Annotated in this window: 18 protein-coding genes; 11 read left to right on the forward strand and 7 right to left on the reverse strand. The window is 51.3% G+C overall.

All coding sequences use genetic code 11. The features are described from left to right. Position 1: 1 nt before the first annotated feature. The 9 genes from C3B51_RS01155 (at position 2) to C3B51_RS01195 (ending at position 9,355) form a co-directional block, all read left to right on the forward strand. Positions 2 to 2,290: a polyketide synthase gene (locus C3B51_RS01155; protein WP_130243891.1), complete on the forward strand. Its 2,289-nt coding sequence runs from the start codon at positions 2 to 4 to the stop codon at positions 2,288 to 2,290. After that, positions 2,290 to 2,604: a RedY gene (locus tag C3B51_RS01160; RefSeq protein WP_125716234.1), complete on the forward strand. Its 315-nt coding sequence runs from the start codon at positions 2,290 to 2,292 to the stop codon at positions 2,602 to 2,604. Before C3B51_RS01155 ends, C3B51_RS01160 begins: the two co-directional genes overlap by 1 nt. Beyond that, positions 2,601 to 3,275, forward strand: a complete 675-nt coding sequence (locus C3B51_RS01165; protein WP_165389095.1) for a 4'-phosphopantetheinyl transferase family protein — start codon at positions 2,601 to 2,603, stop codon at positions 3,273 to 3,275. Before C3B51_RS01160 ends, C3B51_RS01165 begins: the two co-directional genes overlap by 4 nt. Continuing rightward, on the forward strand, positions 3,256 to 4,338 hold the full coding sequence (locus C3B51_RS01170; protein ID WP_130243893.1) for a prodigiosin biosynthesis protein PigM: 1,083 nt from the start codon (positions 3,256 to 3,258) through the stop codon (positions 4,336 to 4,338). Before C3B51_RS01165 ends, C3B51_RS01170 begins: the two co-directional genes overlap by 20 nt. Before the next feature lie 102 nt (positions 4,339 to 4,440). After that, positions 4,441 to 4,641, forward strand: a complete 201-nt coding sequence (locus C3B51_RS01175; protein ID WP_046005703.1) for a hypothetical protein — start codon at positions 4,441 to 4,443, stop codon at positions 4,639 to 4,641. Positions 4,642 to 4,802: 161 nt separating this feature from the next. Further along, positions 4,803 to 5,981 (forward strand): multidrug effflux MFS transporter, encoded by a 1,179-nt coding sequence (locus tag C3B51_RS01180; RefSeq protein ID WP_130243894.1) that lies wholly within the window; start codon positions 4,803 to 4,805, stop codon positions 5,979 to 5,981. A 279-nt stretch (positions 5,982 to 6,260) separates the two neighbouring features. Further along, positions 6,261 to 8,078: a S8 family serine peptidase gene (locus C3B51_RS01185; RefSeq protein ID WP_130243895.1), complete on the forward strand. Its 1,818-nt coding sequence runs from the start codon at positions 6,261 to 6,263 to the stop codon at positions 8,076 to 8,078. A 172-nt stretch (positions 8,079 to 8,250) separates the two neighbouring features. Then, the gene (locus C3B51_RS01190) at positions 8,251 to 8,886 is read left to right on the forward strand and encodes a LysE family translocator (protein WP_125716228.1); all 636 of its coding nucleotides are present in this window, start codon (positions 8,251 to 8,253) and stop codon (positions 8,884 to 8,886) included. A 7-nt stretch (positions 8,887 to 8,893) separates the two neighbouring features. Continuing rightward, positions 8,894 to 9,355, forward strand: coding sequence for a methylglyoxal synthase (locus tag C3B51_RS01195; protein ID WP_125716227.1), 462 nt, complete (start codon positions 8,894 to 8,896; stop codon positions 9,353 to 9,355). 10 nt (positions 9,356 to 9,365) lie between these two features. On the opposite strand, the gene yegD is transcribed toward C3B51_RS01195, so the two are convergent. From yegD to sixA, 6 genes are all read right to left on the reverse strand, one after another. Then, positions 9,366 to 10,730, reverse strand: a complete 1,365-nt coding sequence (gene yegD / locus C3B51_RS01200) for a molecular chaperone (protein ID WP_125716226.1) — start codon at positions 10,728 to 10,730, stop codon at positions 9,366 to 9,368. A gap of 91 nt (positions 10,731 to 10,821) precedes the next feature. Continuing rightward, positions 10,822 to 11,664: a DNA ligase gene (locus C3B51_RS01205; RefSeq protein ID WP_130243896.1), complete on the reverse strand. Its 843-nt coding sequence runs from the start codon at positions 11,662 to 11,664 to the stop codon at positions 10,822 to 10,824. 104 nt (positions 11,665 to 11,768) lie between these two features. Next, the gene (locus C3B51_RS01210; protein ID WP_130243897.1) at positions 11,769 to 12,431 is read right to left on the reverse strand and encodes an HAD family hydrolase; all 663 of its coding nucleotides are present in this window, start codon (positions 12,429 to 12,431) and stop codon (positions 11,769 to 11,771) included. 20 nt (positions 12,432 to 12,451) lie between these two features. Continuing rightward, positions 12,452 to 12,748, reverse strand: coding sequence for a hypothetical protein (locus C3B51_RS01215; protein WP_125716223.1), 297 nt, complete (start codon positions 12,746 to 12,748; stop codon positions 12,452 to 12,454). 129 nt (positions 12,749 to 12,877) lie between these two features. Then, positions 12,878 to 15,181, reverse strand: coding sequence for a TonB-dependent receptor (locus tag C3B51_RS01220; RefSeq protein ID WP_125716222.1), 2,304 nt, complete (start codon positions 15,179 to 15,181; stop codon positions 12,878 to 12,880). A gap of 615 nt (positions 15,182 to 15,796) precedes the next feature. Further along, entirely contained in the window at positions 15,797 to 16,264 is a 468-nt protein-coding gene (gene sixA, locus C3B51_RS01225; RefSeq protein ID WP_125716221.1) for a phosphohistidine phosphatase SixA, read from the reverse strand. A 211-nt stretch (positions 16,265 to 16,475) separates the two neighbouring features. Between sixA and C3B51_RS01230 the strand changes: the two genes are divergently transcribed. Continuing rightward, on the forward strand, positions 16,476 to 19,163 hold the full coding sequence (locus C3B51_RS01230; protein ID WP_130243898.1) for an insulinase family protein: 2,688 nt from the start codon (positions 16,476 to 16,478) through the stop codon (positions 19,161 to 19,163). A gap of 230 nt (positions 19,164 to 19,393) precedes the next feature. Beyond that, complete coding sequence (locus C3B51_RS01235; protein ID WP_130243899.1) at positions 19,394 to 21,634, forward strand: putative bifunctional diguanylate cyclase/phosphodiesterase; 2,241 nt, start codon at positions 19,394 to 19,396, stop codon at positions 21,632 to 21,634. A 25-nt stretch (positions 21,635 to 21,659) separates the two neighbouring features. Here the strand turns inward: C3B51_RS01235 and C3B51_RS01240 are convergent, their stop codons facing one another. Then, positions 21,660 to 21,860, reverse strand: coding sequence for a hypothetical protein (locus C3B51_RS01240; RefSeq protein ID WP_130243900.1), 201 nt, complete (start codon positions 21,858 to 21,860; stop codon positions 21,660 to 21,662). Between the last annotated feature and the right edge of the window lie 76 nt (positions 21,861 to 21,936).

Below are 21,936 nucleotides of genomic sequence, written 5' to 3' on the forward strand. Positions count from 1 at the left end.
TATGAGCAGACACGCACCTTCTCCTTTGGCCATTGTCGGGATTGGCTGCGCCCTGCCCGGCGGCACTGACTTTGCGACCATAATGCAACAGCGTGCCTGGCGGGCGAGCCAGTTTGTCAGCCCCTTTGGCTGGACAGTTGCCGGTGAGCCACTGCAAGGGGGTCAGGTAGACACCGACCACTTTGACTACAAGAAGTTTTCTATTCCGCCGTTGTTTCGCAAAGCCGTCAGTCGTGAAACCCGGATGGCGTTGCTCAGTGCCGAAGAAGCACTGAGCAAGCTGACCCTGAGCGATGCGCTACGCGATCATTGCGATCAGCTGTGTGCCACCCATATGGGCAGCGATGCCGCCTATCGTAACGCCACCAAAGTAACTGCGCTGCGTACGCTCGCTGAGCAACTGGAGCGCGGTGAAAACGCGCGGTCACAGATTGATGCCTACAAGCAAGCGCTTGCTGGTACCTTAGGTGCCACATCGCACGACCGGGTTGGCGAAATGGCCTCGACCATTCCCGCTCGCATTGCCCATTTTGCTCACACCCGGGGCAAATGTCAGACCCTGGATGGCGGCGACCTTGGAGGCTTACGCCTGCTGCAGGCGGCGCAGGACAACTTTCGCTATCAGGACAGTCTGCTTGCGGTACTGACCAGCATTCAGTGTTTTCATCACTCGTATCAGAGCGAAATGCTGCACCAGCAAGGCGTCTCAATTCAGCAACCCTGGCTGGAAGGTGCCATCAGCCTGGTAGTCTGCCCCGTTGCCGTTGCACAGCAGCAGGACTGGCCAGTTCTGATGCAGCTTGGCACCATCACGACCTCAGACACAGAGCAGGCACCAGCGGGCTACTTCGCCGGTGCCAGTCAGGTTTTTTATCAGTTACTTGGCATGTACCTCAGTGGTGCATCAAGCTGCGCAGGTGCTGCCTGCCTGGGGCCAGACTGGCAGATCCACACCGACCTGAACTACGACAATACTGCATGCCACGACACGCAAGTCGCCATCACACAATACCGGCCCATTACCGCGCTGGGCCATGATACAAAGCGTTTCTGGCAAACCCTGGCTGATGGCGATGACCTGTTGCGCCCCCAGTCAGCGCAGCAACTCAATACACAGGCCTTCGTCAGGGATACACCGCAAAAGCTCAGCACCTATATCAATACTGCGATGAGCTTTGACAGCCATAATCCGCTTGATGTGACGCTAAACAAAGCTATGATGCCGGCTAAAAAAGCGCGTCTGGATGTGTCGCAGCTGCGACTGCTGCAGGCAGCACAGTCAATAGAGTTAGGCGCATTTAAGCGCCCTGCCGTAATTTTGGCCTGTAATTTGTCGCTGGATGCCGATCGTCAGGCGGGGGCAAGCGCACTGTGGGATCAACTACCCGCTGCGCCTACTCAGTTGCCGCAGCCCACCCCGCCCGCCATCAACCGCTGGAGCTGGTACGGGGCAACCGGCCTCGGGGGCGCGCGATTACTGGCGGAGCACTTGGGCATGCCCGGTGCCGACTGTATCGCCATTGAAGCCGCCTGTGCCAGCTCGATGGCGGCACTGCACAACGCGGTCAGAGGGCTGCAATCGGGACGCTATGACGGCATTGTGGTCGCGGGTATTGAAACCGCGACACTGGAGCGCGATCTGGTTCTGTGTGGCGCACAAATGATGCTCTCAGCGCAGCGCATCCGGCCTTTTGCCAAAGGGGCCGATGGCTTTACCCCAGGTGATGGTGGCGGCCTGTTTGTACTACAGGCAAACTCCGGCACATCACACGCCATTGCCCACATAGATGCCATTTCCGGCTCCTGTGATAGTCGCTCTATGACAGCGCCAGACCCCCGGGGCCAGGCACTGGCCATGTATAAAACCTTGCAGCTGGCGTCGGTTAATCCCGAGCAGGTGCAGTATCTGGAAACCCATGGCACAGGCACCACGCTGGGCGATCAGGCCGAGCTGGAATCGCTGTGCGCCGCCTATCGCCGCGAACACCAGCAGCCACTCTACTTGGGCTCGGGCAAATACAACTTTGGTCACTGCTTTGCCGGTGCCGGTGCCATCAGTCTGGCAAAAATGCTGGCTGCACTGGAGCATGACAGTATTCCACCCACCCCGGTTGTGGGCGAACTGAATGATGCTCTGCCTTTTGACAGTATTCCCGCAGTCGTGCCTCAGCAGACCAAGCCCTGGCCATGGCTGGCTGACAAACAGCGCATTGGTGCCATTAATGCCTTTGGTACCGGGGGCATTAATTATCATCTGACCTTAATTCAAACTCATTCAAAGGAATCATAATGAAACTCATCGTTCACAAAATTCGTTTAAAAAATATTGCCCACCTGGGTGCGTTTCGCGACTGGGTAGAAACCACCGACTATAAAGCCTGCGAACAACTGGACTCAGTCAAAGCCTTTGCCGTATTTGAAGCGTCCAGCGAAGCCGATGCCCCCTTTCACTTTGTTGAAACCATCTACCTGGAATCCGAGCAGGCGTTTGAGCAGGATATGACCACGCCCTTGTTCCAAAGCCTGGTCAGCCGCTTTGATGAAATGGCCGAGGTGGTCGAAGAGTTTAAAGGTGAGCGGATAGCGCAGGGATATCAGCAGTGATAGCACCACAGCTGGTTGCGCCTGTGGGTGAGACCCCCGTCTCGCCCAAGCTCTACATCAGACAATATGCCGACCCCTCTGCGCACGCACCACGCTTAAGCCAGGGGAGTCGTGTAAAACAGCAGTGCCGGATACTGGCGACCGAGGCTTTGCAACAAACTAACTGCACGGGCCACGTTCGGCTTTGCCATACACCCAGCGGACAACCTTTTGGCTTTGCGGGCGAAAACCAGCCCCTGCTGAGCCTGTCTGCCAGCCATAGCCAAAACTGGTACGCAGTTGCTACCGCCCCGGTGTCTCTGGGTATCGATATTCAGGTTTATCGTGGCTTTTCACGCTCCAGCCAGCAGCGTCTGTTTAATCATAGAGAGCTGTCAGCCGACATGCTCACTCAGAGCGCGCTGTGGTCAGTTCGCGAGGCATATCTTAAGTTACATGGCCGGGGCCTGCCCTTTGATTTTCGCGACATCCAGATCCAACCCGATCTCAAGTGTGGCGCCGTCAGCGGTGGCCGTGTCACCAGCCAAAGTGGTGCGCTTACAATGGCCTGCTACTGGCTGTGGCAAACGCTCTACTTTTGCTGTGCAGTGTGTATCGCTGGCAACGCAAAAGTCACCCCGACACTTTTTTTAACCGACATGGAAGCGCAACATGACCCATTGTACATTTGAACACGCGCTGGCAGAGACCATTCAACTGGCACGTCTGGCACCTTCTTCGCATAACTGTCAGCCCTGGACGGTGCACTTTGATCCCGTGATCCACTGCGGCTATCTGGCCATTGACAAGCGCCGAAAACTAACCGGACTGCCCTCTTTGGAGCGTGAAATGCTGCTCAGCTGTGGGATTTTTTTCCACTTCCTTGAACAGCTGGTGCGTCTGCGCGGCTATCCGCTACACTGGCGCTGGTGCGATGCACAAGAGCAACAGGCATTAGCTGGCGAAGACAGGGCCCTCATTCGCTTTATGCCCGGCCCAGAGCAACCTCAACAGCAAAGCGCCTTTGCCAGCCTGTCTGAGCAGCTGCAACAACGCCACACCGTGCGCTCTGCCTATCGCAACACTGCGCTCAGTGCGCAGCAACACAGCGAGCTGAACACATTACTGAAACCCTACCCCATTACGCTGGGTATTTATTATCAGCACACCCATGGCAAGGCACTGGCACGCCTGACGCGGACCTATGCCGGACTGGATTTTGCAAATCGGGCCGCCTGGCGTGAAACCTACAGCTATATTCGCTTTGATGAACGTCGCCAGTATGAAGACGGGTTCTATCTGCATAACCTGTTTGGACCGGTCTCTGGCAGTTTTAAAACCTTTTTTAAAGTGGCATTTCATCCGCGACTGAGCGGCTTAAACAAGTTACTGGGGTTACCAGCCAAGATGGCGCAGGGCCTGGCGGAACTGGTTGAAGCGGGGCCACAGTATCTGGCGCTGAGCACCACGAAGGAAGGCGATGAGGCCTTATTTCGCGCCGGGTTAGGGTTGGGTGCTATGTGGCTCAGGCTGCAACAATGGGGCTGGGCCATGCATCCGATCAGCGTGCTGGTGCAACACGACAACGCCAGACAAGCTTTGGCCGAGAGCCTGAGCCAGGCAGAGCTGCCGGTTTTCTTTGCCCGATTTGGCGAGCCAAATGAATCTGGCAGCCCGGCTCCGAGACGGCACTGGCAGAGCATTCTGGTCTCAGATACGCATGGCCAGGCTCAGCCCAGGACCTCTGGACAGTGAGCACAAAATAACCAGAATAAAAAACAAACGATTGCCTAGTTTAAAATTTTGAGTTAAAACAAACAGGCACAAAAAGAAAAACAGCAAAATAAGGAAAATAGAATGAAGCTCACTAAAAAACACATCAAAATGCTGTCTAAAGACACCACGCGCTTACCGGTACTGATGACCGCTAACATCGCAGGCGGAAGGCGTACCCGAGGTAAAGAAATTGACAATACAGAAGAGAGTATCTGTACTGCTAATGCCATCGCTGGCGCGGGCGCAATCAAAAACTCTGCTGAAAGTATTTGTACTGCCTGAATCTCCTTAGTTAGATATAAATACTGACACTCAATCAATAATCAAGCCGGCCACGTGGTCGGCTTTTTTGTCTCCAGTACACAGAAATTTGTCTGATCCCGGCGCTTTGTCCTGTCTTTTTTTCTTAGCTTCCCTACAATACCCGCCACTAAGGAGACAGCATGCAGCAACAAACCAGCAAACTATTGATTTTTATACTCGCCCTACTGGTGGTGTTTTGTCCACTGGGGATCGATTTGTATTTACCCGCCTTCGTTAATATGCAGCAAGACCTGGCTGTGAGCGAAGCGCAGATCCAGCAAACCGTCGGTATCTATATGCTGGCTGTGGGCCTGGGCCAGTTACTTGCTGGGCCTCTGGCCGATAAGTATGGCCGACGCCCGGTTGCCCTGTCCGGGATCTTACTCTTTGGCAGTGGCGCACTGCTGGCCACGTTGCTGGATGAGTGGCACTGGATCATGGTCGCGCGCGTGTTGCAGGGCCTAGGCGCGTGCGCCACCTTTGTCAGTGCATTTGCCATCGTCCGGGATAGCTTTGGCCATAAAGGCAGTGGCCAGATGATCACATATCTCAACGGCATAGTGTGCTTTATTCCGGCACTGGCACCGATCCTGGGCGCCTGGCTGACCCTGGAATTTGGCTGGCGCAGTAACTTTACCTTTTTGAGTGGCTTTGCTGCCATCGGCCTCATTCTGGTACTGGCGCTGTATCGGGAAACCAAACCCGAAAGCACAGTATACTCAGGCCACCTGCTTGATTTGCGTCGCTTCAGACCTATGCTGAGCAGCCCTCAGTTTATGTTCAACGCGTGTATTACTATGGTTGGTATGGCCGCTATGCTGGTGTTCGTGGTTGGTGCCCCGGGCTGGCTCATGACACAACTGGGGCGCCCGGTTGAGGAATTTACCATGTGGTTTACCATCAATGCCGCCATCAGCATTGCCGCCAGCTTTATCGCCCCGCATTTCATTAAACGTAATTCACAACAGGCGCTGCGGTTTGGCCTGAGCTTATTTACCCTCGGCGGTGTGTTACTGCTGCTCGCGCCACACAGCCACCCTCTGGCATATCTGCTGCCCATGTATCTGGCATCTGTCGGGTTTGCTTTTACACTGGGTGCCGCAGCAGGCAATGCACTGGCGCCCTTTGCCAATCAGGCCGGTACGGCATCGGCGCTGATAGGGGTAATGCAAATGAGTGGCGCCGGATTGCTGGCTATGCTCAGCCAGCCCCTGGCGTTGCCAGCCCCGCAACAATTGGCTGTACACCTGCTGCTCGGCTTGCCTTTTTTATGCCTGCTGTTTAGTCGCTGCAAAGATAACCTGCATAGTCCAGCCTGATATCGGCCACATTAAAAACGGTATCATTATTCTCAATTTAGGCACTAAATAGATAATGATACCAATTTTCATTCGTAGAAAAGAATAATTAATCCACCCTTCCGGACTTCCACTCATACTATTTCATTCTAAATAAAGAATAATTAATTCCTAAAAGTTCCACCCTAGAGGAAAAATACTTCTTTACGTTAGCGCAATATTACGTTTATCTTAATTACAGTTAACCGGACGTTAGCAATGTAACCAAGTTAAAATAATTAAAACTAAGAGATAACAAGAATGAAATTCAACAAGTTCACAACCTCACTACTACTGGCCGGCCTGTGCGCAGCCGCCACCGCACAAGCCAGCGACGACAGATACATCATCCAGGTAGATAACAGCAAGAAGGGCGTAGTCAAAGCCCTGGCTAAAAAGATGGGTGCAGAGCTGCACATTGACGGTGATGGCTTCCTGGCAGCCACTTTTAGCGGCAAAGAGCTTAGTGAAGTAAAGGGGCTGCTAAACAACCCGCACATCAAACTGATTGAAGTAGATCAAAAGCGTCAGCTGATGGGCTTATACAACGATGATGCCGGCGACCCGATGCAGCAACAGGTTGCCCCTTATGCGTATTATCAGTCACAAGCCAACCAGGTGACCTTTGACGCCAATGCCGGTATGAAAGTCTGCGTTATCGACTCTGGTCTGGACATGTCAAACCCGGACTTTATCTGGGGTAACATCACCGGAGACAATGACTCTGGCACGGGTAACTGGTATGAGCATGGTGGCCCACATGGCACGCACGTAGCCGGTACTGTGGGTGCTGCGGACAATAATATCGGTGTGATTGGTATGGCACCCGGTGTAGACATGCACATCATTAAAGTATTCAACGCTGAAGGCTGGGGTTACTCTTCAGACTTGGCTCACGCAGCCAACTTGTGTAGCCAGGCAGGTGCCAACATCATCAGCATGAGCCTGGGTGGCGGCGGCGCAAACAGCACCGAAGAAAATGCCTTCGAAAGCTTTAATAATGCGGGCGGCCTGGTGGTTGCAGCAGCAGGTAACGATGGTAACAATGTACGCTCTTACCCGGCGGGCTACCCGTCAGTCATGATGGTGGGTGCAAATGATGCCGACAATAACATTGCTGATTTTTCTCAGTTCCCAAGCTGTCAAAGTGGCAAAGGGAAAAATGCCGGTGAAGATGAAACCACATGTGTTGAAATAACGGCCGGTGGCGTAGATACTTTGTCTACTTACCCGGCTGGCCTGGCAACCTCATCCAGCCTGAGCGTTGACGGGACAGCATTTGCTTCATCCGCGATGGAAAACAGTGGCAGCGTTACTGCGTCCGTATACTTTATGGGCACCGCGGAAGCCATCGACGCCAGCGCCAGTGGTAAAGTTTGTCTGATTGACAGGGGCAATATTTCTTTCCACGACAAAGTCGCTAACTGTGAGAACTCTGGCGGCATCGGCGCTATCATTATCAATAATGAAGCAGGCATGCTGTACGGCACACTGGGTGATACCAATACCACGAGCATCCCGGCAATTGGCGCCGCATTTGAAGACCGCACCGCCCTGCTGGCATCTTCCAGCGCAAACATTGTGATTGGTACATCGGATTATGGCCTGATGAGCGGCACCTCAATGGCAACACCGGCTGTATCTGGTATTGCAGCCCTGGTTTGGTCAAACCACCCTGAGTGTACTGGCCAGGAAATTCGCGCCGCACTCAAAGCAACGGCACAGGATAGCGGTGCGGCAGGTAAAGATGTGTACTTTGGCTACGGCATTGTTAAAGCAGCAGACGCAGATGCGTATCTGACTGCCAATGGCTGTGCCGGTGGCGGTAATGGTGGCGACCTGCAACTCACAGCAAACGGGTACAAATCAAAAGGCAGCAAATATGTAGACCTGAACTGGCAAGGCGCCTCAACATCTCAGGTAGATATTTTCCGTAACGGTAGCAAGATTGTCACAACCAGCAATGATAATAGCTACACAGATAGCATCAGTGGCAAAGGTGGTGGTAGCTACACTTACCAGGTTTGTGAGCAAGGCAGCACATCGGCTTGCTCTGAGACTCAGACTGTTGTGTTCTGATACCAAAGTGTCTGTGTGATGGTGCACGAGTAATGTGCGCCTGAGCACCTGACAAAGTTGGTATCTCCCAACCAAGATTTACCTTTTTATGCGGGCATATGTCCGCATTTTTTATGGGCTTTTTTCTTTAAGCTGGTTACACTAAGCGCAATAATACCAAACAGAGCCCGTCATGCTGAACCCCGAATTACTCGCCTCCTTTTTATTTGCCAGCTTTATTATTGCCATTGCACCAGGTCCTTCAAATGCGTTTTTAATGGCTCAGACCTTTACCAATGGCCGCTCAGCCGGTATGCAGAGCGCATTTGGCTTTGCCCTGGGTGGCGTTATACACACACTCTTTGCCGTAATTGGCTTATCGGCCATTCTCAAAGCATCTGAGACCGCCTACACCACAGTGCAATATTTAGGTGCCGCTTACCTTGCCTATTTGGGTATACGCACGTTTAAAGATACCCTGTCCAAGTCGAATGAGTGCGATGAAGAAAAACCCCACGTCAGCAATAAAAAGCAGCAAAATGTGATGTTTCAGGCGATGATGACCGAAGTGCTAAACCCTAAGGTTGCTTTGTTCTTTATTGCCTTTATTCCCCAGTTTGTCGATCAGAGCCTGAGCACATCGACCACGGTACAACTTGCCATGTTCGGTTTACTCTACCCAATTCTGGCCTTTCCCATTGATTGTGTGTATGTTTACAGCGGCGATAAAATCGCCGGTTATTTTCGCGCTCACCCCAGTGCGCCTATTTGGATAGACAGGATCTCTGCCTTTATCTTTATCGCACTGGCAATTAATTTATTATTATGAGGTAAGTATGGATACCAAGTCGCAGGTCATTCCGGCTAAAAAACGCATCGCGCTGGTTGCGCACGACGGCAAAAAGCAGGCCATGGTAAGCTGGTGTCAGTCACACCTGGACAAGCTCGCTATGCACCAGCTGTATGCCACGGGGACAACCGGTAACCTCATAGAAAAAACCTCGGGGTTAGCCGTTACTAAGCTGCTCAGCGGTCCGATGGGCGGCGATCAGCAGATCGGTGCTAAAATAGCTGAAGGTGAAATTCACATGCTGATCTTCTTCTGGGATCCGCTCGCTTCACAGCCGCACGACCCAGACGTTAAGGCACTGCTTAGGCTGGCCGCGGTGTGGAACATCCCCGTTGCCTGTAATGAAACGACCGCAGATATGTTGTTGTCATCTATGATGATGACCACCCCCATTGAGCGCCAGCTGCCCGATTACGAGCAATATCTGACAGATCGTCTGGCGCTATAAGAGCGACTATTTATTGATATAAACGGCTGGCCCATTTGGTCAGGCCAGCGGTCACACTACCGAAGTTATCACCATTGACCATAGGAATGTCGCCCAGACGTTGTTGCAGCGCGAGTTTTAACAACGGAGACTGAGCGCTACCACCCGTCAGATAGATCACATCAGGACGCCTGCCTGCATCCGCAATGGCCTGCTCAGCAAGCACGGCCGCTTGCTCAAGACAGCTGGCCACCGACTCAGCCATTTCCTGCGCACTGATGTCGACACTCAGGGCCTTATCGAGAAAGTCCAGCTGCGCGCTGTATGAATCCTGATCGGATAACGCAATTTTGGCCAGCTCTCCCTGACGGACAAATTGATGGGTCATCTTATTGCGCTGAATTTTCAGTAATCGCTCGAGCTTTTCAGGCTCACAAACATCTCTGAGCATACCTGTTAGCTCTCGCTGCATTTGTGCGCTGTAAAAATCACTTTGCATCTGAATGTCGTTGATTTTGCATGCCTGCCAGAACAGCGGGTTTGGCAACGGCAGGCCGGATGTAAACTGGCTGCCAAGACCGCAAACCGGCATCAGAGTATGAAAAGCCAGCGCGATATCCAGGTCATTCCCGCCTATGCGCTTGCCGGTATGGGCCAGAAAATCGGCGCTGCGATCGGCTTTATCGCGAAAGCCCGGTCCCATCTGTACGAACGAGCAATCACTGGTACCACCGCCAATGTCCACCACCAGCACCTGCTGGTCCTCGTTCAGACGTGACTCGTAATCGATCCCCGCAGCCAGCGGCTCATACAAAAACGCCACTTCTTTAAATCCGGCGCGCTTTGCGGCAGTCGTAAGGATATCTATCGCCTGGCGGTTGCTTTGCTCCCCGCCAATGGCCTGAAAGTTGACCGGACGACCAATCACTGTGTGGCTAAGCGTTTGCTGTAAGTGGTGTTCAGCACGACGCTTCAGCTCCATGATCATGGCCGTGGCAATGTCTTCAAAAAATGCCAGCTGCGCCGGCTTGAGACCCACGGCACCAAAGAAAGACTTGGGCGATTTAACGAAATACCCTTCTTCCGGAAAGGCAATATATTCTTCTATGGCCTGCTGCCCGACAAACACGCCTTGCTCACCAGGCGTTAAATCCAGCTCTCGTCGTGCCATTGCTGCACTGTTTAATAACGGTTTACGTGCGCTCTGATAATCCGCAGCCAGTGCAGAGCCCGCCAGGTTGTGCGCCACATACTCGCTCACCAGGCTGTTGTGAAGTGCATACAGCGTAGACGGCAGATAAGGCTTGCCCTGATCCAGCGGTACCAGCGTCACGTTATCGTTATCCATCACACCGATTGCGCAATTAGAGCTACCGTAATCAAATCCAGCTATCATTTGTCACCTCACGACCATAAAAAAGGTCGCGCACTGTATCACAGCGCGGTGGTAAGTAAAAGCTTGGGACAACTGAACTGCCACCGACCTTTTACAAAGGCTGCCTGATACGCAAAAAGCGCGCGAACCTGGGCTTGCCAAATTTGGTGACTCCCTGATAGCGGTAAGTCACCTGACTGCCAATCGGAGGCGGCTCCCGGCGCTGCGCGTCACTAAAGCCGGTGCCAATCTTAAATTCAATCCCTTCAGGGGTTTTAACCCGGATGGCCCCCATCATGCCCAGATATTTGCCTTTGCCCGGCAGATGCGCAATCACTTGCGCTTCTGCATCAAAATACGGTTTGTATTTCAGGATTGCCGAGCTTCGGCCGCTTTGATGGATTGCCTGGCGCTCATGCAGCATCACCCCTTCTCCGCCGCGTGCCAAAACCTGCGCAAAAAAGCCATCCAGCTCAGCCTTGGTGGCAAAATGATGTTGTTTAACCGCACGAATATGTGGCTGCGCCAGCGTATCTATCAGCCGACTATAAGCCTGATAACGCTGCGCAAAGGGGCCGTCAATGTCAGGTGCATCGAAGATCAGATACTGTACCTGACGCCAGTCCTGCTCCGATGCCCGATGACGACGCACTACCGCACTGACAAACTCAAAGCGCTTATACCCGGCCCACAGCTCTCCATCGAGCGCGATATCGGGTAATGCTGAGGTAAACCACTGCGGGGCATTGATAGGCTGACCACTGCGGGTTAGCAGCTGCCTGCCATCCCAGATGGCCCTGACGCCATCGAATTTTTCGCTGCTCAGGTAGTGCGTGACCGGCCGTTGCGCCTGGTAGACTTTGGCCAGTTGCACGGCTGGGGTGGGATTTGCATAGGTGTATTGCAGCTGGCTCAGGCACGCCAGCAGCAGCCACCCTATCAGTTTGGTGTTCATCGCTACACTCCTTGTAGACAGGGATTAATTTATTCAATCCCTATGAGCATAGCGCGGACTGATAAAATCGCCAGCTGCAACTGAGCAGACTATTCTTGAGCGGATCAGTCTTGACTGAATAAGGGGGCCAGCACTGCTTGTGCCGCTTGTAGTGACGATACTTGCCAGCTCGCCCGGGAAAAGTCCTGCTTTGCTGAATGCAGATTGGGAATAACCATAACCCGTAATCCGGCTTCACACCCTGAAGTCAGCCCGGTTGTGGTGTCTTCAATGGCAATGGCCTGCTCTGGCTCTAACTGCAATAAACGCAAAGCCTGCTGATAAGGTTCGGGGTGGGGTTTTGGCTGAGTCACATCATCTTTAGTAACAATACAGTCAAAGAAGTGCAGCAGCTCATAGTGCTCTAATACGGGAATGGCCTCTGCACGGGTACTACCAGTCACCAGTGCCAGCTTGCCCTGCTGTGCAGCAAATTTCAGGATCTCACGTGCATAAGGCATCAGCCTGGGTTGCATGGTGGCCGCAGTCTCGACAAACAAGCGGTTTTTTTCTTCACATAATGCCGATGCATCCGAGGGCAGCTTGTGGCGCTCCCGCAGCACCTGGGCAGTTTTCAGCGTGGGCACGCCAGAAAACTCATCACAAAATGCCTGCTCGCTGTACTCTATGCCAAAAGGCGCCAATACGCGTAGCCAGCTGTGATAATGGAGCGCTTCCGAATCCGCCAGCGTTCCATCAAAGTCGAATAAGATTGCCTTTAAACTCATTAGTGCTCCATTTTATAGGGTTATTCTGGCTTCGCCGGTGGCGTTTCGTGTGCAACTTCACCGCTGTCTTTTTCTACCAGCTCGTAGCCGCGTGGCTTGCGGATTACTTTAAGCACCGGTTTATCGAATGCCGTTTGTAATCGGGTAAAGTCGGCTTTCAGATCATCAATGCTCTGACCATACGGTGACTCACCGGTCTCTGACCAGTTGACCGCTTTACCATTTTCATTGTACTCAACCGCATGTACCTGATACTGCTCTGGCGCATCTTTGTTGGCTTCACAATAGATAACGCGGTAATTCCAAAATGCGGACATAGTTTCTTCCTCTTAATTCTGTGTTTCCCCGTACTTTACCAGCCCCGGGGATTAGTTGCATGACAGTATTAATAAAAAAACCCGTGAATGGCGACCATTCACGGGTTTTCAGTTTAATTTAGGGTGAAATTAAAAGAATTTCACTTTGAACTCAGCACCAACAAAGCGCTCTTCGTTCAGCATACCTGTGTTGTTGTTAAAGTCTACACCACCGATAACCACCTGCTCATCGAACAAGTTACGAACGAACGCCGATACTTCGTAGTCGTTGTCGCCCGAGTTCCACGCGTAGCCCGCACGTACACCGGCTTCAAATAGCGCCTCACCTTTAAATTCAATCGACTCGTACAAGAAGAAGTCGATTTCACTGCGATAAGACAGGTCGGTGTATACGAAGAATTCACCGTCTTCCAGCTCTTTGGTGTAACGCAAAGTGGCGTTTGAGATCCACTCTGGCGCATGTGGCAGGCTGTTGCCGTCTAAAATAGCACGCGCTTCAGGACCGTTTGGACCTTGGATTGTGTAAGTCGGATCAGTGACTGTACACTGAGCACATACCGCAACTGCCAAGGTGTCATCCTCCAGCTCGGTTTTGTTATAGCTCAGGTTAAAGGTCGCGTTTAGCTCATCCGTTAACACCCACTCTGTGTCTAGCTCAAAACCATAGCCAGTCGTTTTATCGGCGTTAATCAGACGGTTAAAGTTAGAGCCACCACCTACGGCTGTCAGCTGCTGGTCATCCATCTGGAAGTAGAACACGGTTGCGTTCACACGGCCCTGACCGTCCAACACATCAGACTTCACACCAAACTCGATTGAGTTAGTGGTTTCTGACTCAGCCACAGTGACGACGTCACCGAACAGGATACGGCCCTGAACACTTGGTGCACGGAAACCGTTTGCCAGGCGACCGAACAGGTTCACATCATCCGTCAACTTGTAAGTTGCACTTAGATCCCAGCTTACATGGCTGTCACTTGGATTCGCACGGCCTTCCAGGAAGTCTGGAGAACCGTTCCAAGGCGTTGGGTTATCCGTTCTTTTTGCGTAGAAATCTTTTTCGTCGTCTGAGTAACGCAGACCCAGTGTCACGTCCAGCTGCTCAGACACGCTGTAATCAAATGAACCAAACAGTGCCCATGCCGACGTCTCTTGCTCCTGGACCGCATAGCCGTTTTGCAGGCCATAGTTACCAGCGGCTTCATCGTATGTGCCAGTGTCAAAGCTGTAGCTCTCAATAGTCAGGTCTTCTTCAAACAGGAATAAACCAACCTGATAATTGAAGTCACCCGAGAAGTTACTTGAAAGGCGAAGTTCCTGTGTGTACTGGTCATGCTCAGGAATGGCATCCGCTGTTTCAGAAGAAAACGGAATAAAGCCAGGGCCCATTGTTGGGGCAAAGTTATTACCGTAACCACCGTCAACGTCTGCACGAGAGTATATTTCAGCACTTTCCCAGCCACTAATAGAGGTAATAGTGTGCTCTTTCAGATCCCATTCAAGCTTCAGGCTCAGGCCTTGCGTGTCGACTTCCTGAGTAGAGCGGGATGCCGCATCATGGTATACCACATCGTTATCATACAATGGGTTAATGTTGTTCGAACCTTTCTCAATCAGGTTAGCACGGAACGCGATAGGACGGCCGTCCAGGTCACGCACGTGATAATTCAACAGGCCTGTAAAGTCGTCACCTTCATACAAAAATTGTACACGTGCAGCCATTTCGTTGTAGCCACCCAGTGAATCTTCTTTTTCAAAGCCAGGCGCTTTCACATCGATATAGTCAGGCTTGTCCTGAACCAATACAGAGACGCGGGTAGAAAGTTTGTCTGTTAAACCAGTACCAGCCGCACCCTCAAAGTCAATTGAGCTGTTGCTGCCGTAAGAAACCGCGGCATAGCCGTCAAATTCCTGACTTGGTTTTACGCTGTCGAACTTAACCAGACCTGCTGGCGTGTTACGACCAAACAGCGTTCCCTGTGGACCACGCAATACTTCGATGCGGGCAATATCAAATACTGGGAAGCCTTTTAGAATAGGGTTTTCCTGAACCACTTCGTCAACCACCAATGAAACTGGCTGAGAGGCGTTCAGATCGAAGTCGGTGTTACCCAGACCACGAACATAAAAGCGTGGGAATGTACGTCCGAATGAAGATTCAACCGACAGACTCGGGATCTTCGCATTCATAAAGCGGATATCCATACCAGCAGAGCTGTATGCATCCAGGTTGTCGCCTTGTAAAGCAGACACAGAAACTGGCACTTCTTGTGCGTTCTCAACACGCTTACGCGCGGTGATTTGGATCACTTCCAGTTGATTGCTTTTGGCTTGCGCTTCTTCTGCAAGCGTAGAGAATGAAGTACCTGCTACAGCAGAGAACAACGTCGCATTGATTAAAGTTGCTAACGTAGATCTTTTCATTGCTTTCATGTTGGGATTTAACCTTTTGTATGCACTCTTGAGTTCAACGGTTTTGATTTGGGCGCCGTATCACAATGGCTGGTTCGCTCAATTTTACGCGCAAATGACGAGCAGCGCGGACCTCACTAGCGAGAGTGCAAAGCAACTAGGTGAGGCTGAACGAGACGGCCGTAATTATAGCAGCAAATTTTCAAATTGCTGCAATTATGCATATAAATTTTCCACATTTTTGTAAATATCGTGAAAGTTAGCTAAGAGTTAACAACTTTTCGCAACAAAAAGCCTCAAAATAAGGACATTTGTCCTTACCAAACTCTTACCTATATGATGGCAGGAAAAGGATTTACCGAATTGAAATACAGGTGTCATTGTCTCGTTTTCATCAACAGCCCGCTAGTGACGTCCCTGAAAAACATACACCAGCCACAATATTATCTGATAAAGCACAGCTTACCCGTTTGCAAAGCAAGCCAGACTCATATCGAGATACCGTGTTTAGTCACTATAGATAATGCAACCGGATACCATCCGCCCAATGGTGGTAACCGGTGTCATGAAAGCGACGCCATTGTATAAAAGCGCCGTTATGAAAAGGAGGACATTAGACCGCACCGGGTCAAATTATTAGCTTGTTGGATTTACTAGCTTCACTAAGTCACTTTTAAGTGTTTCTGGGTCATACTGGATCACTGCAACTGAGGCCGTTGCAAAGATAGGCATTTCGCCCGGTACCAATTGGTCAACCAAATAACTGACTATGGGCATATGCGCCACAACCAACCAGGTATCCAGGGTGTCATGCATGCTTATCAAGGTTTCCAGGTAGTCGATTGCCACAGCGGCATTGCCACTGGGCACAATATCCTGGCAGGTCTGCTCAAACGACACTGAGTTATTTTGTAGTACTGCCTGTGCCGTCTGCTGCGCCCTGACGTAGGGGCTCGCAAGAACAGCCTGTGGCGGATAATGTTGAGCTAGCCACTGGCCCATCTCAACAGCCTGAGTATGACCGCGCGATGTCAGTGTTCTGGCTGCATCGTTGGCCTGCATAGGACCCGCTTCGCCATGGCGCATGATCAGAATTGTTTTCATAGCACTCCGAAAGTTGGCAAGAAAATTAAAAGCAAGCTGTAGCTATTGCCCCAAATTGTCCGCTATATTAAAACAAAAGCACCTAAACCTTAAGTTTAAATACAGGCTAATTCAGAGGTGACCGGCTATCGCAACGACTCAAAGTGTCGGTTGCCAGCAGTAGCCCGGAAACAGCAGCCACGTCTCTAACCATTATATCGGCGGCACACAATTGAAACTGAGTAATAATGATAAAAGAAATTATCGTCACCTGACACTGGACAATGGTCTTAAAGTTCTCCTTGTAGAAGATACATCAAGCAATAAATCCGCCGCATCACTGGCTATCAATGTTGGCCATTTCGACGATCCGCAGAGCCGTCAGGGCATGGCGCACTTTGTTGAGCACATGTTGTTTCTTGGTACCCAAAGTTTTCCTGTCCGGGGAGAATTTTCGCAATTTGTCAGCCAGGCCGGTGGGCAAAGTAATGCCTGGACGGGCACCGAACACAGTTGCTACTTTTTTGATTGCCGCGCCCCGCTGTTTGAACAAGCTCTGGAGCGATTCAGTGAATTTTTTTACGCCCCCCTGTTTGCAGAGGACGCGCTGCAGGATGAACGCAACGCCATTGACTCTGAGTTTAACCTCAAGGTTAAAGACGATAATCGTCGGATCATTCAGGTCCACAAAGAGACCGTCAACCCAGCCCACCCGTTTGCTAAGTTCTCCGTGGGTAACCATAACACGCTGGCCGACCACAGCGGAGACTTTAAACAAGAGATAGAAGCCTTCTTTGGCGCCCACTATCAGGCGCAGTGGATGACCCTGGTCTTAGCCGGGCCTCATAGCCTGGATGAGCTGGCCAGGCTGGCAAAGCGCTATTTTAGTGCCATTGGCGGAAATAATACGCCAAAGCCACCCATTCAGGTCCCTTTATATCGCCAGCAGGACCTGGGGCTGCTGCTACACATAGAGCCGCGCAAACACATGCAAAAGCTGATTGTCAGCTTTGCCATGCCCGATGTTGAGCGCCTTTATAAGTTTAAAAGCCTCAGCTTTTTAGCTCACCTACTGGGTTATGAAGGCGACGGCTCGCTGTACGCCATTTTAAAGAAAAATGGCTGGATCAATGCCCTGTCCGCAGGGGGCGGTGTCGATGGCAGTAACTTTAAAGACTTTAATATCAGTTTTGCACTGACCGACGATGGCATTGAATACTATGAAGACATCGTCGAAATGCTGTTTGAGTACATCAGTCTGATAACCGAACAGCTCGCGTCTTTACCAGCGCTGTATGAAGATAAAAAGCGCCTGCTGGAACTGGCGTTTGAAAACCAGGAGCAAAGTAAATTGCTCGACTGGGTCAGCGCCCTGAGCATCAATATGCACCATTATGACGAAGACGACATTCTGTACGGTGATTACTGTATGACCGCCTTCAATCATGCCCTGCATGAAGAGCTCATGGACCTGCTGTCACCGCACAATATGCGCCTGATCCTGATCCACCCAGACATCACGTGTGAAAACGACGCCACCCGCAAGGTCGCACAGTGGTATAATACACCTTACCAGGTCGAGCGCATCAATGCAGAGTGGCTGCAAACCCTGGCCAACATTACCACGCCGCTGCCCGAGATGCGCTTGCCCGCAGCCAATCCTTATCTGGCGTTCGAGAACCGTCTGTACGACATAGAGCCTGGTCGCAAAACCCCAACCCTGCTCACCGACAGACCCGGGTTTGCCTTCTGGTTTAAGCAAGACACCCGCTTTCGTGTCACCAAAGGCCACTTTTACCTGGAGATCGATTCGCAATGCTCAGTAGAAAGCCACAAAAGCATGGCCATGACCCGGCTGTTCGCCGACCTATTTATGGACAGTGTGGCCGAGCAATTTTATGCCGCAGAGCTGGCGGGTTTGAGCTACCACCTCAGCTCTCATCAGGGCGGCTTAACGCTGCAAACCGCTGGCTTGTCTGCCAGTCAGCTCAAGCTCGTGTTGCAACTGGTCGAAGCCTTGCTAAAACAACCCATTAGTGCAACCCGCTTTGCTGAATATAAGAAGCAACTGATCCGGCACTGGAAAAACCACAATAAGAGTAAACCCGTCAGCGAGCTGTTCAGCTTATTGGGCGCACATCTGATGCCTTGGAATCCAACCCCAGAGCAGCTAGCCAAGGCGCTGAAAAATATCAGCTTCAATGAGTTTTGTCTGTTTCGCGAGGACTTTTTCAGGGCCATTCATATTAAGGCCTTTATGCACGGCAACTGGCAGCTGGATCATGCGCTCGACATGCAAAAGCAGCTTCATGCCCTGTTTGCCTACAGTGAAATTCTCGACGACCTGAAAAAACCACTCAACCCAATCACTTCGCACCAGCAAGTGCACATTGAAAAACCGGGTGCGGAGCACGCATTCGTTGAGTATATCCAGGCCCCCACAGCCAGTGTCGAAGATAAAGTCAAAGTGATGGCGTTTAATCAGCTGATCAGTCAGGATTATTTTGAGTCGCTGCGCACGCAGCAGCAGCTGGGATATCTGGTTGGTGCGGGCTACGCCCCCTTTAATACCCGTGCCGGCATTGCATTTTACGTGCAGTCATCCAGTTATGACAGTGACACTTTATTGCAACGCCATCACCAATACATGGCTGACTTAGTTGCCCAGCTGGATGGCTATGAAGCCACTCAATGGACGCAGGTGAAAGCGGCATTGCACGCTCAGATTGCAGAAAAGGACAAAAATCTGCGGCTGCGCTCACAGCGTTTGTGGATAGCCATTGGCACCGATGATCACACCTTTTCCATGCAGGAGAAGCTGATAGCAGCGCTCGATGCGCTCACCTTTGACACCCTGAAACACGATATAATCAAACTGCTCTCAAAACAGCATGCCAGGATCACGCTCAGATGTAATTAACTCTCGCCCGTAACCATGCAGCGGCTTCACAAGCACGCGCCGCGGTATCGGGCTTTGCTTGCGGACCTGTCTCACACACCGTCAGCTCCCGGCTATCATGCGGATCTAATGCGCGAAATTCGCTCAGACATGCTAGCCGGGCCCGAAAATAGGGATTTTTTCTGACTTTCTTTTTGACTCTGCCTGGGGCTTAGATTAGATTAGCAATTGTAATTGACTCTTTAAGCCTTATGACGAAAACAACAATTATAAAAACAATTACATCTATTTTGTTGCTTCTGGCCTGGCCGACGATGAGTGCGCCCTTGGCCGCAGGTATTATGCAAAATCAACATTTGACACTGATTATTTTGGTGGGCGTTGTCACAACTGCGACTTTGCTCTATCTGGCAGTCTCTAACCACAAAACGAAACGGGCACTGAGGGCACTGCGGCATTCAGAGCAACGCCTTAAAAGCACCGTGGAAGGCAGCGGTGATACCCTCTGGGACTGGAACATTCGCAGTGGCGAAATCAATCGTATAAACGACAAGTTTATGATGGATACCACCCCAGGTGCACACCTCATTCCCAACGCCAGCCTGATCCACCCCCAGGACCTGCCACTGGTAGAAAAACAGCTAAAGTTACATTTCGCGGAAAAAACCGCCTTCTTCGAAGCCACCTATCGGGTTAGAAACAGCCTGGATCAATATCACTGGGTCCTGGATAAAGGCAAAATCATCGCCAAAGATGAAAACCTCAACCCGCTGCGCATGACGGGCACCATCCGTGATATTAACCACCTTAAAAGCACGGAAGAGCGCCTGAACCTGTTCGCCAAGTGCGTAGAGTCGCTGACCGACGCCATTGCCATCTATGATCACGCTTTTCGTCTGGTCGATTTAAACCCGAGTTATATTCGTATCTTCGGCGGCGTGCGAGAGCAGTATATCAATACGGAATTTAAGCTCCCCGGATACGATGCTCAGTTTATCCGCCAGATTAAGGCCGCATTAAAAAAGAGTGAGCACTGGCAGGAAGAGCTGAAACTCTACGATCAAACAGGAACTATGCTGCCAATCGAAATCTCCATCGATGAGATTAAGAACAACCACGGCCACATTACCAATTATGTTGTGGTCTTTTCTGATCTGACCGAGCGTAAAAAAGCCGAGTCGCAACTGCACAACTTATCGAACCGCGACCGCACCACAGGCCTGCCCAACCGCAACCTGTTCTTCACCAACCTGAAAAAGCTGGTCGATCAGAAGCGCGATCACGCATTGCTGGTCTTTGACTTAGATAACTTTAAAAAAATTAACGACTCCCTTGGCCACCAGCTGGGTGACAGCTTGCTGGCAAAACTGGCCATGCGACTCAATAAGTTATGCCGCCAGCAGGATACCTTTTACCGCCTGGGGGGCGACGAGTTCGCCCTGGTGATGTCGGGCACCAACGACATTCATACCATTACCAAGGCCGCTAAACAGTTTCTGGCCGTCATCGCGACGCCGTTTAAAATGGCCAATCATGAGCTGGTGATCACCTCTTCAGTGGGCATAGTGTTATTCCCGGAAGATGGCAGTACACCGGAGATCTTGCTAAAAAATGCCGATACCGCCATGTATCATGCCAAGCAAAAAGGCAACCACTACCTGTTTTTCAATGACTCAATGAATGAGCAAGCGGTTAAACGCCTGCAAATTGAAAACCTCATGCGCTTTGGATTAAAAGAAGATCACTTTGTGGTTTACTACCAACCCAAAATGGACATTGCTACCGGTGCTCTGGTGGGAATGGAAGCGCTGGTGCGTTTCATTACCCCCAAAAAAGGCGTGATCAGTCCGGGGTTGTTTATTCCCATTGCAGAGGAAACGGGTCAGATTGTCGAAATAGGTGAAGTGGTACTCGATAAAGCATGTAAGGATGTTAAACGCTGGATAGATCAGGGCCTGTTCAACGGCCGGGTTGCTGTGAACCTGTCGGCCAGACAGTTTAGTTTGCCCGACCTCACCGCGCGGATAGACCTCATCTTGCAAAAGAATCAACTTCCTTCTTATTTTCTCGAACTGGAAATTACGGAAGGAACGGTTATGGACGATCCACAAGAAGCAATTTCAATTATGCGTTCTTTAAGCTCACGCGGGATCCACCTGGCCATGGATGATTTTGGCACTGGCTACTCTTCGCTCGCCTATCTCAAACAGTTTCCGCTAAATACCCTCAAAGTAGACAAAGCATTTGTGGATGATATGAACACAGAGCGCGGTTGCAACATGGTAGACTCAATAGTCACGATTGCACATAACCTGGGCCTGCACGTGGTGGCAGAGGGCGTTGAGCATGAAGAACAGCTGCATCAATTACAGCGTCTGAACTGCCAGACAATTCAGGGCTATTACTACGCCAAACCACTCTCCGCTCAAGAATTTGAACACTTCCTGCGCTCACAGCATAGCGAAAAGCCCTCTTTGCAGCTGGTTAACTGACCCCTATTTTCCGTTACCACACCAGTCAGGCGCGCAACACTGAATACCGCTGACCGACCCGTCTGAGCCAGGCCAGCCGATAGTGTGCCCGAAACATGATCCACACCATAGGCCCCGCTAACGCAGCTAACAGCACCCAGGAGCGCCTTGTAACTCCGGTACAACGCAATTCATTGAGCATCAGCAATCCGCCCAGGCACATCAATACAGCATACAATAACAGCACTCAGCCTCCGTAATCTCGTTTCGGACGTGCGCGTCAAGCCAGACACTGCGACACGTTAAGTAAATGGGTAATTTTT

It is taken from the genome of Pseudoalteromonas rubra (assembly GCF_004212645.1).
GTDB classification, from domain to species: domain Bacteria; phylum Pseudomonadota; class Gammaproteobacteria; order Enterobacterales; family Alteromonadaceae; genus Pseudoalteromonas; species Pseudoalteromonas rubra_G.

Coding starts and splice junctions, on each gene's coding strand:
- C3B51_RS01155 (WP_130243891.1), top strand. CDS start 2: ATGAGCAGACACGCACCTTCTCCTTTGGCCATTGTCGGGATTGGCTGC.
- C3B51_RS01160 (WP_125716234.1), top strand. CDS start 2,290: ATGAAACTCATCGTTCACAAAATTCGTTTAAAAAATATTGCCCACCTG.
- C3B51_RS01170 (WP_130243893.1), top strand. CDS start 3,256: ATGACCCATTGTACATTTGAACACGCGCTGGCAGAGACCATTCAACTG.
- C3B51_RS01175 (WP_046005703.1), top strand. CDS start 4,441: ATGAAGCTCACTAAAAAACACATCAAAATGCTGTCTAAAGACACCACG.
- C3B51_RS01180 (WP_130243894.1), top strand. CDS start 4,803: ATGCAGCAACAAACCAGCAAACTATTGATTTTTATACTCGCCCTACTG.
- C3B51_RS01185 (WP_130243895.1), top strand. CDS start 6,261: ATGAAATTCAACAAGTTCACAACCTCACTACTACTGGCCGGCCTGTGC.
- C3B51_RS01190 (WP_125716228.1), top strand. CDS start 8,251: ATGCTGAACCCCGAATTACTCGCCTCCTTTTTATTTGCCAGCTTTATT.
- C3B51_RS01195 (WP_125716227.1), top strand. CDS start 8,894: ATGGATACCAAGTCGCAGGTCATTCCGGCTAAAAAACGCATCGCGCTG.
- yegD (WP_125716226.1), bottom strand. CDS start 10,730: ATGATAGCTGGATTTGATTACGGTAGCTCTAATTGCGCAATCGGTGTG.
- C3B51_RS01205 (WP_130243896.1), bottom strand. CDS start 11,664: ATGAACACCAAACTGATAGGGTGGCTGCTGCTGGCGTGCCTGAGCCAG.
- C3B51_RS01210 (WP_130243897.1), bottom strand. CDS start 12,431: ATGAGTTTAAAGGCAATCTTATTCGACTTTGATGGAACGCTGGCGGAT.
- C3B51_RS01215 (WP_125716223.1), bottom strand. CDS start 12,748: ATGTCCGCATTTTGGAATTACCGCGTTATCTATTGTGAAGCCAACAAA.
- C3B51_RS01220 (WP_125716222.1), bottom strand. CDS start 15,181: ATGAAAGCAATGAAAAGATCTACGTTAGCAACTTTAATCAATGCGACG.
- sixA (WP_125716221.1), bottom strand. CDS start 16,264: ATGAAAACAATTCTGATCATGCGCCATGGCGAAGCGGGTCCTATGCAG.
- C3B51_RS01235 (WP_130243899.1), top strand. CDS start 19,394: ATGACGAAAACAACAATTATAAAAACAATTACATCTATTTTGTTGCTT.